This is a genomic window from Streptomyces pactum (assembly GCF_016031615.1).
Lineage (GTDB): Bacteria > Actinomycetota > Actinomycetes > Streptomycetales > Streptomycetaceae > Streptomyces > Streptomyces pactus.
This window is the reverse complement of record NZ_JACYXC010000001.1, coordinates 108,221-124,356: the sequence shown is the minus strand read 5'-3', so window position 1 is coordinate 124,356 and position 16,136 is coordinate 108,221. Positions and strand designations below refer to the sequence as shown.

Annotated in this window: 12 protein-coding genes and 1 pseudogene; 7 read left to right on the top strand and 6 right to left on the bottom strand. The window is 73.6% G+C overall.

The features are described 5' to 3' along the window. Positions 1–103: 103 nt before the first annotated feature. Together eat and IHE55_RS00510 are read right to left on the bottom strand one after the other, a co-directional pair. Positions 104–1,621 carry an ethanolamine permease gene (gene eat, locus IHE55_RS00515; protein ID WP_197987193.1) on the bottom strand — a complete coding sequence of 506 codons (1,518 nt, stop codon included), beginning with the start codon at positions 1,619–1,621 and terminating at the stop codon, positions 104–106. Positions 1,622–2,037: 416 nt separating this feature from the next. Beyond that, positions 2,038–2,805 (bottom strand): FadR/GntR family transcriptional regulator, encoded by a 768-nt coding sequence (locus IHE55_RS00510; protein ID WP_197987192.1) that lies wholly within the window; start codon positions 2,803–2,805, stop codon positions 2,038–2,040. 83 nt (positions 2,806–2,888) lie between these two features. On the opposite strand from IHE55_RS00510, the gene IHE55_RS00505 reads away from it, so the two are divergent. From IHE55_RS00505 to IHE55_RS00495, 3 genes are all read left to right on the top strand, one after another. Next, positions 2,889–4,256 carry a glutamine synthetase family protein gene (locus tag IHE55_RS00505; protein WP_197987191.1) on the top strand — a complete coding sequence of 456 codons (1,368 nt, stop codon included), beginning with the start codon at positions 2,889–2,891 and terminating at the stop codon, positions 4,254–4,256. Between the two features lie 238 nt (positions 4,257–4,494). Continuing rightward, positions 4,495–5,859 (top strand): aldehyde dehydrogenase family protein, encoded by a 1,365-nt coding sequence (locus IHE55_RS00500; RefSeq protein WP_232265392.1) that lies wholly within the window; start codon positions 4,495–4,497, stop codon positions 5,857–5,859. Then, positions 5,860–6,645, top strand: coding sequence for a 3-oxoacyl-ACP reductase (locus tag IHE55_RS00495; protein WP_197987189.1), 786 nt, complete (start codon positions 5,860–5,862; stop codon positions 6,643–6,645). Between the two features lie 99 nt (positions 6,646–6,744). Here IHE55_RS00495 and IHE55_RS00490 read toward each other — a convergent pair whose 3' ends face one another. Beyond that, complete coding sequence (locus tag IHE55_RS00490) at positions 6,745–7,692, bottom strand: GlxA family transcriptional regulator (protein WP_197987188.1); 948 nt, start codon at positions 7,690–7,692, stop codon at positions 6,745–6,747. Between the two features lie 146 nt (positions 7,693–7,838). Here IHE55_RS00490 and IHE55_RS00485 point away from each other — a divergent pair, with 146 nt between their 5' ends. Beyond that, positions 7,839–8,735, top strand: coding sequence for an NAD-dependent epimerase/dehydratase family protein (locus IHE55_RS00485; RefSeq protein WP_197987187.1), 897 nt, complete (start codon positions 7,839–7,841; stop codon positions 8,733–8,735). Positions 8,736–8,929: 194 nt separating this feature from the next. On the opposite strand, the gene IHE55_RS00480 is transcribed toward IHE55_RS00485, so the two are convergent. Next, positions 8,930–9,712 carry a TSUP family transporter gene (locus tag IHE55_RS00480; protein ID WP_197987186.1) on the bottom strand — a complete coding sequence of 261 codons (783 nt, stop codon included), beginning with the start codon at positions 9,710–9,712 and terminating at the stop codon, positions 8,930–8,932. A gap of 613 nt (positions 9,713–10,325) precedes the next feature. Between IHE55_RS00480 and IHE55_RS00475 the strand changes: the two genes are divergently transcribed. Beyond that, the gene (locus IHE55_RS00475) at positions 10,326–11,603 is read left to right on the top strand and encodes a geranylgeranyl reductase family protein (RefSeq protein WP_197987185.1); all 1,278 of its coding nucleotides are present in this window, start codon (positions 10,326–10,328) and stop codon (positions 11,601–11,603) included. Between the two features lie 294 nt (positions 11,604–11,897). Here the strand turns inward: IHE55_RS00475 and IHE55_RS33370 are convergent. After that, positions 11,898–14,001 (bottom strand): annotated as a pseudogene (locus tag IHE55_RS33370) (serine/threonine-protein kinase). A 265-nt stretch (positions 14,002–14,266) separates the two neighbouring features. After that, positions 14,267–14,971 (bottom strand): helix-turn-helix transcriptional regulator, encoded by a 705-nt coding sequence (locus IHE55_RS00465; protein ID WP_197991685.1) that lies wholly within the window; start codon positions 14,969–14,971, stop codon positions 14,267–14,269. An 84-nt stretch (positions 14,972–15,055) separates the two neighbouring features. On the opposite strand from IHE55_RS00465, the gene IHE55_RS00460 reads away from it, so the two are divergent. Both IHE55_RS00460 and IHE55_RS00455 read left to right on the top strand, forming a co-directional pair. Continuing rightward, positions 15,056–15,499 carry a hypothetical protein gene (locus tag IHE55_RS00460; protein WP_197987184.1) on the top strand — a complete coding sequence of 148 codons (444 nt, stop codon included), beginning with the start codon at positions 15,056–15,058 and terminating at the stop codon, positions 15,497–15,499. A gap of 274 nt (positions 15,500–15,773) precedes the next feature. After that, positions 15,774–16,106, top strand: coding sequence for a glyoxalase superfamily protein (locus tag IHE55_RS00455; RefSeq protein WP_197987183.1), 333 nt, complete (start codon positions 15,774–15,776; stop codon positions 16,104–16,106). Positions 16,107–16,136 lie beyond the last annotated feature (30 nt).

The following is a 16,136-nucleotide window of genomic DNA, read 5'->3' as shown; positions in this document are numbered from 1 at the left end:
GACGGACGAGGTGATCGCGGTGGTGGCACGGGCCCGCGCCGCGGTCCGGAGGTCTGCGGCCGCGGAAACAGCCTCCGCGGGAACAACCCCCCGAGGGCGTCGGTCAGTCGCGGGCCAGCTCCGCCTCGGCCGCAGCGAGTGCCGCGAACTCCTCCTCGGGCGCGACGGCGACCAGCCGGTGACGGCTGTACACGGCGAAGTACACCAGCGCCACCCCGTACACCCCCAGCGCGATGAACGCCGCGTCCCGGTCCACCAGGAAGGTGGCCACCAGCGCGGCACAGGCCAGCACCAGGGCCACCGACGAGGTCACCGCGCCGCCGGGGGTGCGGTACGGCCGGTGCAGCCCCGGCTCACGGCGCCGCAGCACGATGTGGGAGAGCGCCATCAGGGCGTACGAGATGGTCGCGCCGAAGACGGCGACGTTCAGCATCCGGGCGCCGTCCCCGCTCCACGCCGCCAGGGTGAAGCCCAGCGCGCCGGGCACCAGCAACCCCGGGTAGGGCGCCTTGCGGCGGCTGGTGAGGGACAGGAACCGGGGCAGGTACCCGGCCCGGGAGAGCGCGAACAGCTGGCGGGAGCCCGCGTAGACGAGGGAGAAGAAGGACGCGACCAGCCCGGCGAGCCCCGCGTAGTTGACGATGCGGGACCACACCGTCGCCTCCCCGCCGGGCCGCAGTGCCTCCACCAGGGGATCGCCCGTCGAGGCCACCGCGGCCGAGCCCCGCGCCCCGCACGCCGCGACGAAGGTGACCAGCGCGAGCAGCAGCAGGATGCCCATCGCGGCGGCCATCGCCCTGGGCAGCGTACGGACCGGGTCCCGGGCCTCCTCGGCCGCCAGCGGCACCCCCTCCACGCCGAGGAAGAACCACATGCCGAACGGGAACGCGGCCCAGATGCCCAGGACGCCGAACGGCAGCCAGGAACCGGCGCCGAAGGCGTCCTCGTCCACCGGGATGTCGTCGAGCGAACCGGCGTCGAACTCGGCCAGCGCCGCCCCGGCGAAGATCACCAGCGCCACCACGGCGACGGCCGTCACCGCCAGGCTGAACCGCAGCGCCTCGCCCACCCCCCACAGGTGGATGCCGATGAACAGGGTGAAGCAGGCCAGGTACACCGGCCACCCCGACTCCAGCCCGAAGAGGTCGAGGGACTCGACGTACTCGCCGATGAAGAGGGAGATCGCGGCGGGGGCCAGGACGTACTCGATGAGGATGGCGGTGCCGGTGAGGAACCCGCCCCAGGTGCCCAGGGCGCGGCGGGCGAAACCGTAACCACCGCCCGCCGTCGGCAGGAACGCGGCCATCTCGGCCAGCGCGAAGACCAGGCAGGTGTACATCAGGCCCATCAGGGCGGCGGCCACGGCCAGCCCGCCGAAGCCGCCCTCCGACAGGCCCGCGTCCCAGCCGGAGAAGTCCCCGGAGACGACGTAGGCGACGCCCAGGCCGGTGAGCAGCAGGGGCCCGGCGCTGCCCCGGCGCAGCGTCCGCCGCTCCAGATAGGCGTCCTGGACGTCGGAGGTGGTGCCGGGGCCGGCGGTGGTGCCGGGGCCGGCTCCGGCGGTGGAGGAGCCGGGGCCCGGGGGAGCGGACCCGGCGGGGGGTGGGGGACGCGGTTCCATCGGCCATGGGATGCTCCTGGCTCCACCCGCGAGGGCAACGAGAGCAAAGGTGTGGGCACATACCTTTGCGGTGTCCGGCCGGGATGCGCAAGCCCCGTGCACCGGGCCGTGACGACAGCGGCCCTACACCGGCCGCGCCCGTACCACCGCCGTGCACTCCTCCCGCCGGGCGGGCACTCCGTCCGCCCGGCGCGCACGGCCCGCCCCGGCGCACGCGCCCGACCGGATCACCCCCGGCGCTCGGTGCACACGCCCGCCCGCCGCACGGCGCACACGCCCCCCGCCCCGGCGCACGCGGCGGCGACCCTGCGCCACGCACCTCTCCCGCGCCCGGCCCGTGGCGCCGCCCGGGGCCCGGGGCGCCGCCCGGCGCGCCCGTGCCCGCGGTCCCGCACCGGGCCGCGCCCGGCGCGCGCTCACCCTCCGGCCGGGCCGTCGGCGAGGAAGCCGCGCAGCAGCGCCGCCGTCCCCGCGCAGTGCTCCCGCATCACCTCGCGCGCCCCGTCCGCGTCCCCTTCCAGCACCGCCTCCACCACCGCGGCGTGCTGCTGCTGCGAGTGCTCCAGGTTCCGCACCAGCAGCGGTATGCAGTCCAGCAGGTCGTTGACGGTCGCCCGGACCGCCGCGTACTGCGCCGCCAGCGTGGGCGACCCGGACAACTCCGCCAGGGTGAGGTGGAACAGCGTGTCCTGCCGGCGGTAGTCCGCCGGCGGCGCCTCGCCCGTCGCCTCCAGTGCCGCCCGCAGCCGCGCCGCCCGCTCACCGTCCAGCCCGTGCGCCGCGCACAACCCGGCCGCCCCCACCTCCAGCACCTCCCGGAAGCGCAGCACGTCCTGCACGTCCACCCCCGCCACCCGGCGGCGCAACTCCTCCTCGCCGTGCTCCGGCCCGGGCCGGGCACACACGAAGGTGCCGCCGTACCGGCCGCGCCGGCTCACCACCAGGCCCTGGTCGTGCAGCACCTTCAGCACCTCGCGCAACGTCACCCGGCTGATCCGCAACCGCTCGGCGAGGTCCCGCTCGGCCGGCAACCGCCCGCCCACCGGCACCAGGCCGAGCCGCACGATCCGCAGTATCCGCTCCAGCGCCTCCTCGAACCCGTTGCCGGCCCGCACCGGCCGGAGCACGGCCGCCAGCCGGTCCGGGTCCGTCCGGGGCGTCTCCACATCCACGTCGCCGTTCATCCGACCCTCCACCCCTACTTCCCAACCAAAGGTCCGCACGCCTACCTTATGACCCCGGTCGCATCCCCACTGGAGGCATCACCGTGGCAGACCGCACCCCCCCGCTGTCCACCGGGGAGCTGAAGAGGCTCATCGACTCCGGAGAGATCGACACCGTCGTCCTGGCCTTCACCGACATGCAGGGCCGGCTGCAGGGCAAGCGGTTCGCCGCCCGCTTCTTCCTCGACGAGGTGCTCGACCACGGCACCGAGGGCTGTACCTACCTGCTCGCCGTGGACGCCGACATGAACACCGTCACCGGCTACGCCATGTCCTCCTGGGAACGCGGCTACGGCGACTTCGCCATGCGGGCCGACCCCGCCACACTCCGCCGCACCCCCTGGAACCCCGGCACCGCCCTGGTCACCGCCGACCTCACCTGGCACGACGGCTCTCCCGTCCCGGCCTCCCCCCGCCAGATACTCCGCCGCCAGCTCGACCGGCTCACCGAACGCGGCTGGACCGCCTACGCCGCCACCGAGCTGGAGTTCATGCTCTTCAAGGACACCTACGAGAGCGCCTGGTCACGCGGCTACCGGGACATGAGCCCCGCCAACCAGTACAACATCGACTACTCCGTCCTCGGCACCGGCCGCGTCGAACCCCTGCTGCGCCGCATCCGCAACGACATGGGCGCCGCCGGCATGGCGGTGGAGTCCGCCAAGGGCGAGTGCAACCGCGGCCAGCACGAGATCACCTTCCGCTACGCCGACGCCCTCACCACCTGCGACCAGCACGCCGTGTACAAGACCGGGGCCAAGGAGATCGCCGCCCAGGAAGGGATGGCACTCACCTTCATGGCCAAGTACGACGAACGGGAGGGCAACTCCTGCCACATCCACCTGTCCCTGCGCGACGGGAACGGGCACCCGGTACTCGCCGACGACTCCGCCCCCTACGGCATGTCCCCGCTCATGCGGCACTTCCTGGCCGGACAGCTCGCCGCGATGCGCGACCTCACCCTTCTCCACGCCCCCAACATCAACTCCTACAAACGGTTCCGGCCCGGCTCCTTCGCCCCCACCGCGGTGGCCTGGGGGCCGGACAACCGCACCTGCGCCCTGCGGGTCATCGGCCACGGCCACGCCCACCGGCTGGAGAACCGGCTGCCCGGCGGTGACGTCAACCCCTACCTCGCCGTCGCCGGCATGATCGCGGCCGGTCTGCACGGCATCGACAACGCGCTCGAACTCCCCGGCCCCTGCACCGGCAACGCCTACACCGGCGACGCGGAGCACGTCCCCACCACGCTGCGGGAAGCCGCCGGCCTGTGGCGCGACAGTCCCATCGCCCGCGGCGCATTCGGGGACGAGGTCGTCGAGCACTACCTGAACATGGCGCGGGTCGAGCAGGAGGCGTTCGACACCGCCGTCACCGACTGGGAGCGCTTCCGCTCCTTCGAACGGATGTAGCCGCCGTACGGGGACAACCGCCGTAGGGACGCAGCGGCCGTACGGGCGCAACCGCCGAAAGGGTGCGGCAGCCGTACGGACGAGCCGTCGTACGGCCGGAGCCATGCCGCAGGCGCACGCTCAGCGCTCCGTACCCCTGCCGAGCACGCCCCGCACGGGGAGAGGGGGCGGGCACGACACCGACCACCGGCGGGCCGCCGCGCACGACCCGCGGACCGGCACGCCGCGAGGAGAGACCTTGGACGAGCTTGACGTACTCAACCCGGCGACCGAGGAGGTCATCGCCACCGTCCCGGCGGCCGGACGCACCGACGTGGACACCGCCGTGGCCCGGGCCGCGCGGGCGCAGGAGCGCTGGGCCGCCCTCGCCCCCGGTGACCGCGCCCGGCTGCTCCGCCGTTTCGCCGCCACCGTGGACGACCACCTGGAGGAGCTGGCCGCCCTGGAGGTCCGCGAGGCCGGACACCCGATCGGCAACGCCCGCTGGGAGGCGGGCAACGTCCGCGACCTGCTGGACTACGCGGCCGGGGGAGTGGAACGCCTGACCGGCCGCCAGATCCCGGTGCCCGGCGGCCTGGACGTCACCTTCCACGAACCGCTGGGCGTCGTCGCCGTGATCGCCCCGTGGAACTTCCCCATGCCGATCGCCGCCTGGGGTACCGCCCCCGCCCTCGCCGCCGGCAACGCCGTCCTCCTCAAACCCGCCGAGACCACCCCGCTCACCGCGCTCCGGCTGGCCGAACTCGCCCTGGTGGCCGGGCTGCCGGAGGGACTGTTCCAGGTCCTGCCCGGCGAGGGGCCCATCGCGGGCGGCGCGCTGGTGGAACACCCCGGCGTCGCCAAAATCGTCTTCACCGGCTCCACCGCCGTCGGCAAGGAGATCATGGCCAGGTGCGCCGCGACGGTGAAGCGGGTCACCCTGGAACTCGGCGGCAAGAGCCCCAACATCGTCTTCGCCGACGCCGACATCGAGGCCGCCGCGGCCGCCGCGCCCGGCTCGTTCCTGGACAACACCGGCCAGGACTGCTGCGCCCGCAGCCGCATCCTGGTCCACGCGCCGGTCTACGACCGCTTCCTGGAACTGCTGGAACCGGCCGTGCGGGCCTTCACCGCCGGCGACCCGGCCGACCCCGCCACCTCCATGGGCCCGCTGATCTCCGCCGCCCAGCGCGAGCGCGTACGGTCCTACGTCCCCGAAACCGCCCCCGCCGCCATCCGCGGTGAGACCCCCGCCGGCAAGGGCTTCTGGTACCCGGCCACCGTCCTGGAGGGGCGGCCGGACGACCGCACCGCCGTCGAGGAGATCTTCGGACCGGTGGCCGTCGTGATCCCGTTCGCCGACGAGACGGAGGCGGTACGGCTGGCCAACGCCACCGACTACGGACTGTCCGGCTCCATCTGGACCCGCGACGTCGGCCGCGCCGTCCGCGTCTCGCGCGCCGTCGCGGCCGGCAACCTCTCCGTCAACTCGCACCGCAGCGTCCGCTACTGGACCCCGTTCGGCGGCTTCCGCCAGTCCGGTCTCGGTCGGGAGCTGGGCCCGGACGCGCTCCACGCCTTCACCGAGACCAAGAACGTCTTCATCAGCACGGAGGAGAGCTGAATGACCGAGCACGACGCGGCCTGCCGACGCCTGGTGGACCGCACCGCCGTCATCACCGGAGCGGGCAGCGGCATCGGCCTGGCCACCGCGCGCCGCCTGGCGTCCGAAGGCGCCCACGTGGTCTGCGCCGACATCGACGAGCGGGCCGGCGAAGCCGCCGCCGAGGAGGTCGGCGGGCTCTTCGTCCGGGCCGACGTCACCGACGCCGGACAGGTGGAGGCGCTGTTCGCCACCGCCCACGACACCTACGGGTCGATCGACATCGCCTTCAACAACGCGGGCATCTCACCCCCCGACGACGACTCCATCCTCACCACCGGCCTGGACGCGTGGAAACGCGTCCAGGAGGTCAACCTCACCTCCGTCTACCTGTGCTGCAAGGCCGTCATCCCCTACATGCGGCGGCAGGGCAGGGGCTCGATCATCAACACCGCCTCCTTCGTGGCCAGGATGGGTGCCGCCACCTCCCAGATCAGCTACACCGCCTCCAAGGGCGGGGTCCTGGCGATGTCCCGGGAGCTGGGCGTGCAGTTCGCCCGCGAGGGCATCCGGGTCAACGCCCTGTGCCCCGGGCCGGTCAACACCCCCCTGCTGAAGGAGCTGTTCGCCAAGGACCCCGAGCGTGCCGCCCGCCGCCTGGTCCACGTCCCGGCCGGCCGGTTCGCCGAACCGGAGGAGATCGCCGCCGCGGTGGCCTTCCTCGCCAGTGACGACTCCTCGTTCGTCAACGCCGCGGAATTCCTGGTCGACGGCGGCATCGCGGGGGCCTACGTCACGCCCCTGTGACCACCGGCCGGCGACGCCGGGCGAGCCCCGTCCCGCCGGGCCGGCGGACGGGACGGGGCCGGGCCGGCCACCCGGCCGGGGCGGCGCACCGACCGGCCCTCACGCGCGGCGGTGGGCGAAGGCGCTCCGGTAGGCGGCCGGGGTCATGCCGATCTGGCGCCTCAGGTGCTGGCGGAGCGACTCGCCGGAGCCGAGCCCGCTGCGGTCGGCCACCTGGTCCACGGTGAGATCGGTGGTCTCCAGCAGCTCACGGGCGCGCAGCAGCCGCTGCTGGAGCAACCACCGGAACGGGGTCACCCCGGTCTCGGCCGTGAAGCGGCGGGTCAGGGTCCGCACACTCACCCGGGCCCGGGCGGCCAGGTCGTGCAGCGAGATCGGCCGGTCCAGGTGCCGCAGCGCCCAGACGCGGGCCGCGTCCAGCGAGGAGCCGGTCTCGGCCGGCAGCGGGGTGTGCACGAACTGCGCCTGCCCGCCGTGCCGGACCGGGGTGACGACGGCGGCGCGGGCCGCCGCGTTGGCCACGGCCGCGCCGTAGTCGCGGCTGATCAGGTGCAGACACAGGTCGATCCCGGCGGCCGAGCCCGCACCGGTGATGAGCGGCCCGTCCTCGGCGAACAACCGGTCGGCGTCCACGTGCACCGAGGGGAAGGCGTGCCGCATCTCCTCGGCCAGAGCCCAGTGGGTGGTGGCGACACGGCCGTCGAGGAGACCGGCGTGAGCGAGGGCGAAGGCACCGCTGCAGATCGAGGCGATGCGCTTGCCCGCGGCGGCCGCCTCCCGCAAGGCGTCCAGTGCGGCCGGATCGGTGTCGTGCCGGCTGGCCGTCGAAGGGACGATCACCGTGTCCGCCGCCGCGACCGCCTCAAGGCCGTGCCGTACCACCACCTCGATTCCGCCGGAGGCGCCGATCACACCGGGCGTCGCGGTGCACACCGTCACCTCGTAGCCGGGGCGACCGTCGAGTTCGGCGGCGCCGAGCAGCGCCGACGGCATGGACAGGTCGAAGGGCTTGATCGCGGGTATGGCCAGGACAGCGACACGATGCATGGCTGGATCCTTGGAGCTCGTGGCTTTCAGGCCGCTAACCTACCCTGCGCCGGCACGGCAGAGTCGGACGTGCGGACGGGCCCTCCGCGAACCACGCTCCCCCCGCGGGGAAGCGTTTCGTCGTGAAGGTGAACGGAGACACGATCATGAGTGGACCAGTCGTCATCGGAGCAGGAGCGACCGGGGTCGCGACCGCCGGACAGCTGGCGGACAGGGGCGAGCGGGTCCGCCTCATCACCCGCCGCGGCAGTGGTCCCGACCACCCCGGCATCGAACGCGTCGCCCTGGACGCGGGCCGCACCGACGAGCTGGCCGAGGCACTGGCCGGAGCGACCACGGTCTTCAACGCCGCCATGACCGCCTACCAGACCTGGCCGGAGACCATGCCGCCGTTGTTCGCCTCGATTCTCGCCGCGACCGAGCGGGCCGGGGCCGACTACGTGATGCTCGGCAACCACTACGGCTACCAGCAGACCACCGAACCGGTCACCGAGCGCACCCCGATGACCCCGCACACCCGGAAGGGCCGGGTGCGGGCGGAACTGTGGCGGCAGGCCGAGAACGCCCACAACGAAGGGCGGTTGCGGGTCACCGAATTGCGAGCCGGCCAGTACCTGGGCCCGGGCGCGGTCTCGGCGTTCACGCTGCTGGTCGCGGACCGGGTCCTCGACGGTGAACTCGCTCTCGTCCACGGCAACCCCGATGCGGCCCACTCGTTCTCCTTCACCCGAGACGTCGCGGCGGCACTGGTGGCGGTCGGCGGCGACGACCGGTCCTGGGGACGGGCGTGGCACGCCCCGGTCATCACCACGACCGTGCGCCGCGCCGCGACCGAACTCGCCGAACTCCACGGCGCACCCGAACCGCGGTTGGAGCCGCTCACCGAACGGGACCTGGCGCTGCTGTCCTTGACCGATCCGCTGTGGCGGGAGTTCGCCGAGATGGGCTACATGTCCGAGCGTCCCTTCATCGTGGACGACGGCGACATCCGCAACACCTTCGGTCTCAAGCCCTCGACGCTCCGCGAGGCGCTGGCCTCCTGATGCCTCGGTGGGCTGGCCGGGGCCCTCCGGCCCGCCCACCGAGCCGCCGGGAGGTGCGTTCACCGCACCGGTCCGGCAGGTGCGGAAGGGCGGGGACGACCGGGCGCTCCCCCCCGGCGGCCGGGGACCGTCTCCTGCCACCCGCCCGAGGACCGGGACCGATGCGCGGCGGGGGCGGCCGCATCACCGCACGGTCAGCCCATGACCTGCACCGCGTACAGCGCGCCGACCCCGGTCGCCAGGACCACGAGCAGCAGGCGCAGGGCGGTCTCGGGCAGGCGGGGCTGGAGGCGTGCGCCCAGGTACCCGCCGAGGAGGCCGCCGGCCCCGCAGGACAGGCCCAGCAGCCAGTCGGGGGCGACCTCGCCCATGGCGGTCAGGGACAGCAGCGCGTAGGTGACCGCACCGAGGACGGAGGTCACGAAGGTGGCGGCCAGCGCTGCCGGCGCGACGGTGGCGACCGGGATTCCCCGGCCCACGAGGATCGGGCCGAGCAGGGAGCCCCCTCCGATCCCGTAGACCCCGCCGGCGACGCCGACGGCCAGGGCCGACGCCCTGATGGAGCGCGGCGAGGGCGGACGCGGCGCACGGGCCGGCGCCGGACGTACGGTCCGCAGCCCCAGCCACAACCCGAGCGGCAGCAGGAGCGCCGCGACGAGCAGACGGAAGACGCGCGGGCCGGGGACCGCGAAGACACGGACGAGGGCGCCGAGGACGACACCGGGCAGGGTGCCGGCGACCAGCAGACGGGTCAGTGGTCCTGCGAGACGACCGGCCCGCCGGTAGCGGAGGAGGGCGCCGGGGCCGGCCACGACGTTGTAGAGCAGGTTCGTCGGGGTCACCGCCGGGCTCGGCACGCCCAGCACGCTGACCTGGACGGGCAGCAGGAACACCGCCCCGGACACGCCCACGGGCGCCGTGGCGACGGATATCAGCAGCCCGGCGGCGAAACCGAGCAGCCCCCTCGACCAGTCCACGGCAAACCCCCTCGGCGCTCCGCTTCCGGTGGCCGCCCGAAGGCCCCGGCTCAGGCGCCGCCCGTTCTCGTGCCCACCGGCCCCGCCGCGATCCCGGCGGTCCGGGACCGGCCTGACCGCCCCCACCCTACGGTCCGGGGGACACGGCTCCTCCGTCGCCCGGGGGTTCCCCCGGACGGGCGCCGCGGGGCGCGGTTGGCCGTTCCTGCTGCCCGTGCGTCGCCCGCATCACCCGTCACCAGGCGGGCATGCCCGTCGCTCCGCGCCCACCGAAAGGGAAGGCGGCCCGCGCAGGCCAGGGGCGGGAACCCGGCGGCACGGGTCGGCCTCGGACGGAGGCGCCGGCCGCCGGCCGATGGTGCGGAGCCGGGCAGGGCGACGGCCGTCGTACCGCGGGGGACGGTCGTCGGCCGGGGGCGCCGTCGTTAGGGCGTCGCCGGCTCCGGTCCGCCCACGGCCATCCCCGTCACCGGACGGGTGTGCGATGCGTCGCGTCGGGTGCGGCACGTCCATGGCGGCAGAACTTTCCCCGAACGGTGATCGGCCTCCCCGGGCGGGGTACGGATGCCAAGCCCTCCTACCCGCCGCCGACGACCCCCGCGGAGGAAAGCCCATGGACCCGTCCCCCCACCACGGCGACTCGGCCGACATCATCGTCGTCGGCGCCGGCCCGGCCGGCTGCAGCGCCGCCTACCACCTGGCCCGCGCGGGACACGACGTCCTGCTGCTGGAGAAGGCCACCTTCCCGCGGGACAAGATCTGCGGGGACGGGCTCACGCCGCGCGCCGTGCGGGAACTCCTCGACATGGGCATCGACCTCGACGGGGACGGGTGGGTGCGCACACGCGGTCTGCGGGTGCACGGCTCCGGCACCACCGTCGAGCTGCCCTGGCCCGACGTGGCGTCCTACCCCGACCACGGGCTCGTGCGGCCCCGCGAGGACCTCGACCAGCTGCTCGCCCGGAACGCGGTGGCGGCGGGTGCGCGCCTGCTGGAGGGAACCAGGGTCACCGCGCCGCTGGTCGATCCGGCCACCGGCCACGTCCGCGGCGTGGTCGCCCACCGGGACGGTGCCACCTACACCTACCGTGCGCCCCTGCTGGTGGCCGCCGACGGCGCCGCCGGCCGGCTCGCCGTCGCCCTCGGTCTCCACCAGCGCACCGACCGGCCCATGGGCGTAGCCGTACGCCGCTACTACAGGGCGCCGCACCGCAACCGGGATCACCTGGAGGCATGGCTCGACCTGGAGACCCGCGACGGCCGGGGCCGGCCCGTCATGCCGTTCGGCTACGGATGGATCTTCCCGGTCGGTGACGGCGTCTTCAACGTCGGCGTCGGAACCTTCCACCTGGGACGCAGACCCGAGGTCGATCACCGGCGCATCTTCCGGGAGTGGACCGCCAGGCTCCCCGCGGCCTGGCACTTCGACGAGGATCACGCCACCGGACCGCTGCGCGGAGCGCCGCTGCCCGCCGGACTCAACCGCCGCCCCCAGTACACCCGCGGTCTGCTGCTGACCGGCGACGCCGGTGGAATGATCAACCCGCTCAGCGGTGAAGGCATCGACTACGCGATGGAATCCGGCCGCCTGACCGCCGAAACCGTCACCCGGGCCCTGGCACAGCCCACCGCACGCGCCCGCGACGAAGCCCTGCTGCGCTACCCCGTGACCATCCGGGAGGCCTACGGGCGCTACTTCACGGTGGGACGCCTCGTCGTGCAGGCCCTGAACCATCCGCGCGTCATGAAGCTCGTCGCCACCCACAGCCTGCAGCGGCCCGTCCTCCGGCGCTTCATGTTCAAGCTCTGGGTCAACCTCACCGACCCGCACAGCCCGGACGCCCTCGACCGCGTCGTCACCGCCCTGCAACGCGCGGCCCCCGCGGCCTGACACCGGACCGGCACCACCGGAACGGCGGTCTTCTCGCGGTCCGGCAGCTCCGTGGGGACCGGACCGGCCTCCCGGGCCGGCCGGGCCCGGCGTCGTCCGCGCCGTCGGGACACTGCCCCACCCTCGGAGGCGGCGGCCGCCCGGTCGCCAGGGCGCGCGGCCGCCGCCTCCGCGGCGGGACGACGGCCGGGGACGGCGCCGACCCGCGCCTTGTCCCCAGGGAGGCGCCGATCCGCGCCTTGTCCCCCGGGTAGGGCGGGCCCCCGGCCGGGGCGGCGGTCCCGCCGGTTCCGCTCAGCTCTGCGGGCACACCTCCGGGTCCAGGTCGGGGACGCCCGGCGTGGGCTTCTTGAGCAGCGGGGCCAGATTCCTCTGGTACATGGCGTTCCACCCAGGCCTGTCCTCAAGGATCGCCGCCACCGCCGCGCACACCCTCTTCTTCAGGGCCGGCGTTCCGGAGCGCATGGCCACTCCGTATTCCTCCGTGCCCTCCATGGTGTCCAGCATCTTGACCGTGTCCGACCGGGCGTAGCCCGCGAGCACGGCGTCGTCCGAGGCGACCGCGTAGACCTTCGTCCTTTCGCTCAGCAGCTGCTCCAGGCAGATCTCGTAGGTGCTGGGCAGCGACTTCATCAAGGTGAAGCCGCGGGAGGGAAGGTCCTTCGCGTAGGTCGAGCCCCTGGCGGTGCACACCTCCACCTTCTCGGTCTGCAGATAGCTGTCGTCCTTGATCTCCCCGTGTCTCACCGAGTCCGTGCGCACCAGGAATCCCCGGCCCGCCTCGTAGTACGGGCCGACGAAGTCGATCTCGGCGCTTTCCTTCATGGTGTACGAGGCGATGACGAGATCCACCGCCTTCCTCTTCAGGTGGCTGTCCCGGTTCCCGGACGTGACATCGACGAACGTGACGTCGTTGTCCCGGTATCCCAGGCCACGGGCGACCTTGTACGCCATGTCGATGTCGAAACCCGCGTACGTGTCCTTGCCCTCGCCGTCCTTCACCTTCAGGCTCAGTCCTCGCTGATCGGCCTTGACGCCGATCTTCAGCTGGGGATGGGCCTTCCGCCACTCCGCCCATGCCTGCGCCTCGGCGTCGCCACCCCGGCCGTCCGGGCCGGCGGCACCGTCGGCCCTGGCCTTCTCGCCCGTGCCGGGGTCCGAGCCGGATCCGTTCGCCACGAGCCAGCCGGCGGTGGTCAGCAACGTCACGGCGAGAGCCACCGCGACCGCCCTCTTCGCGCCCTTCCGGGAGGCGGGCCCGGGGTCCTTTCCCGGGCGGCCGGGGGAGCGGAGGCGCGCGGGGAGCCGGGGCCGACGCGGGCTCCGATGCCGGAACCGGCGCGGGCGCGGCTCCGTGCGGGTGCGGGCTCCGGTGCGGGGCGGGCGCGGGCTCCGGGGCGCGTGCGGGCCCCGGCGGCTGCGGCGCGGCCCCGGCGGGGACGGCGTTCGACGGAGCGCCCAGCACTTCGCGCAGCATGCCCTCCGCAGTGGAGGCGTCCAGACGCTCGTCGGGATGCGTGCGCAGCAGCCCCTGGATCACCGGGGCGAGCGGGCCCGCGTACCGCAGGACCGGGTCCGGGGACCGCTCGATGCTCGCCTGGACCTCCCAGGGCTCCCGGCCGTCGAACGGAAGCCGGCCCTCGACCATCTCGTACAGCGTGACGCCCAGTGCCCACAGGTCCGAGGCGGGGGTGGGCCCGCCGAAGAACAGCTCCGGCGCCTGGTACGGGGGCGTGCCGATGACGCTGCCCGACCGGGTCAGCGGGGTGGCTCCCTCGAACGTCGCGATCCCGAAGTCCACCAGGATCACGTGTCCGTCGTCCCGGACCAGCACATTGGCCGGCTTCACGTCGCGGTGGAGGACCGACGCCGCGTGCACCGCCCGCAAACCCTGGAGGATCTGGTGGCCGATGTCCGCCGCCCTCGGCACGGCGAGCACCTTCTGCTCGTGGAGCAGATCCGCCAACGACCCGGCGTCGAGCAGCTTCATCACGATCCAGACCTGGTTGTCGGTCTCGACCTGGTCGTGAACCGTCACCACGTTCGGGTGCTCGATCTTGGCTATGGCCTCCGCCTCCCGGCGCGCCCGCCGCATCGCCGCGGCCTGGGAACCAGGGGTCACCGCGTTCCGGTCGAGCAGGCCCTTGACGGCGACGAACCGGCGCAGCCGCCGGTCATGGGCCTTCCACACCTCGCCCATGCCGCCGCTGCCGATCGGTTCCAGCAGCTCGTAGCGGCCCTCGATCACCACCTGCGGGCGGCCGGACGTGGACGAGGCCTCGTGGGACGATGCCGTCGGCCATCGCTGAGCCGCCCCGGAGCCCGCCTGCTGGGGTGTGAGACCCGCCCACGGTCCGTCGGAGCCACCACCGGTTCCGGCCCTGTTTTCGCCTGGCATGCGCCCCCCTCGACACCTGGATTCAGACCACAGTAGATGCTCGGTCCCAAGCACGTGTGGGGAGCGGGGAGATGCGGTGATGGTGAACGACGCGCTCCGCCCGGGTGGTGGACGAAGGACCCGACGACCGCCGCGGACCACGGTCGTCGGAGGGTGTCCTCCGGCAGGGCCGGACGAAGCGGCCCCGCACGGCGCGGCGCGGGGCGATCGACCGCGGCTCCGGGGTGCTCCTCGCGGGATCAGGGACCGCGGGCGGTGCCCCGCCTCAGGACGGGCGCACGCCGGTGGCCGGTGGGGGAGCCGGTTCCAGGCGGACGCAGCAGTGCCCGGGGCCGGGTGCCAGGCACGCCTGGAGGTCGCTCTCGGCGAGCCCGTCCAGCACGCCACGCAGCAGGTGGAGGTTCATGCCGCACACCGTCCGGGTGTGTTCGCGGGCGAGCGCGTGGAAGGGGCAGTTGCCCAGCACGATGGCGTCACCGTCACGGCGGGGTTCGAAGCCGTTGGCCTCCAGCACGGCGAACACGCCCGCCCCGTCGGGCCCGGCGAGCTGTGTGCCCAGCTCGTGGGCCTTGCGGTGCAGGACCGGACGGACCGGTTCACCGGTGGCCTCGGATTCCTCCAGCGCCTGGGCGAGGAGCCGTCCGGCCAGCTCGTAGTGGCGCTCGGGCAGGCTGACGGTGACCTGCTTGCTGGAACGCTTGTAGAGCTTGGCGGGCCGGCCCGCACCCGGGCCGGTGCGACCGCTGCGCCGTTCGTAGACGACGTCGAGCAGGGCTTCGTCGGTCAGCCGGTCCAGGTGGAACGCGGCGGTCTGCCGGGCAAGGCCGAGGGCCTCGGCGGCCTCGTCGCGGCTGACCGGCCCCGGCCGGCGCACGACGTAGTCGTAGAGCCTCCTGCGGTTCGGTTCGTCGAGCGCGGCGACGGCGGCGATCTCGGGGCGGGGTGCTTCCTTCGGGTGATCCACGAACACCAGTGTAAAACCCATGGCGATTGACTAAAGAAAGCCGGCGCGCTTCTATTGATAGTGAGAGTTGTCGATAGAAGGGTGGGCGTCATGTCGTCCGCAACCGCAACCACAACCACTCCGTCCGCCGACTCGCGTCGGGCCGCGCTCGCCGACCCCGGCTACCAGGCGTTCGTCATCCTGCGCACCGGGTTCACGGTGGCGCCGATCCTGTTCGGGCTGGACAAGTTCGCCAACCTGCTCGTGGACTGGCCCACCTACCTCGCGCCCTGGATCAACGACATCGTGCCGGGCAGCGCCCAGCAGGCCATGTACGCCGTCGGAGTGATCGAAATCGTCGCAGGCCTTGTCGTCGCGCTCGCCCCGCGCTTCGGGGGCTGGCTGGTGGCCGCATGGCTCGCGGGCATCATCGTCAACCTGCTCACCATCCCCGACTACTACGACATCGCGCTGCGCGACTTCGGCCTGCTGCTCGGTGCTGTCGCCCTCGCCCGGCTCGCCCAGCGCTACCACGGCAAGCGGCGGACGCACTGACCGCCGGGCAGGAGCCACGAAGGTGACCGGGCGGGCGGGCCGCTCCCGGTCCGTCGGCTCACCCGCCGGGTGTGAAGGAGGTCCGTCAGACCGGAATGGTGCGCCGGCACTCCACCGTCGTCCGCGCCACCGGCACCCGGCCGGAGCCCTCACGGAGGGCTCCGGCCGGGTGCCGGGAGCCCGCCGGGGACGGCAGGCCGCTGCGGGGGAGCGGTGCCGTCCACCGTACGGGCGGAGACAGCGGCCGGCCGGGGTGATCTGCGACGATGACGCCATGAACGAGGAAGCCATTCCCATTCTCCGGGTCGAGGATGCCGGGGCGGCGGCCGCCTGGTACGAGCGACTGGGCTTCGCCAAGCAGTGGGAACACCGCTTCGAACCGGAACTTCCGGCGTTCGTCGAGGTCGCCCGGGGCGGAGTGCGGTTGTTCCTGTCGGAGCACGAGGGCGATGCCCGCCCCGACACGTTGGTCTACCTCCGTGTACATGACGTCGAGGCCATCGCCTCCGAGTTCGGGGTGCGGGTGCAGGACGCCCCGTGGGCACGTGAGATCGAGCTGCGCGACCCTGACGGCAACCGGCTTCGGATCGGCACTCCGACGGAATGACACGCGCCGGCACCTGTGCCGGCGGCTGCG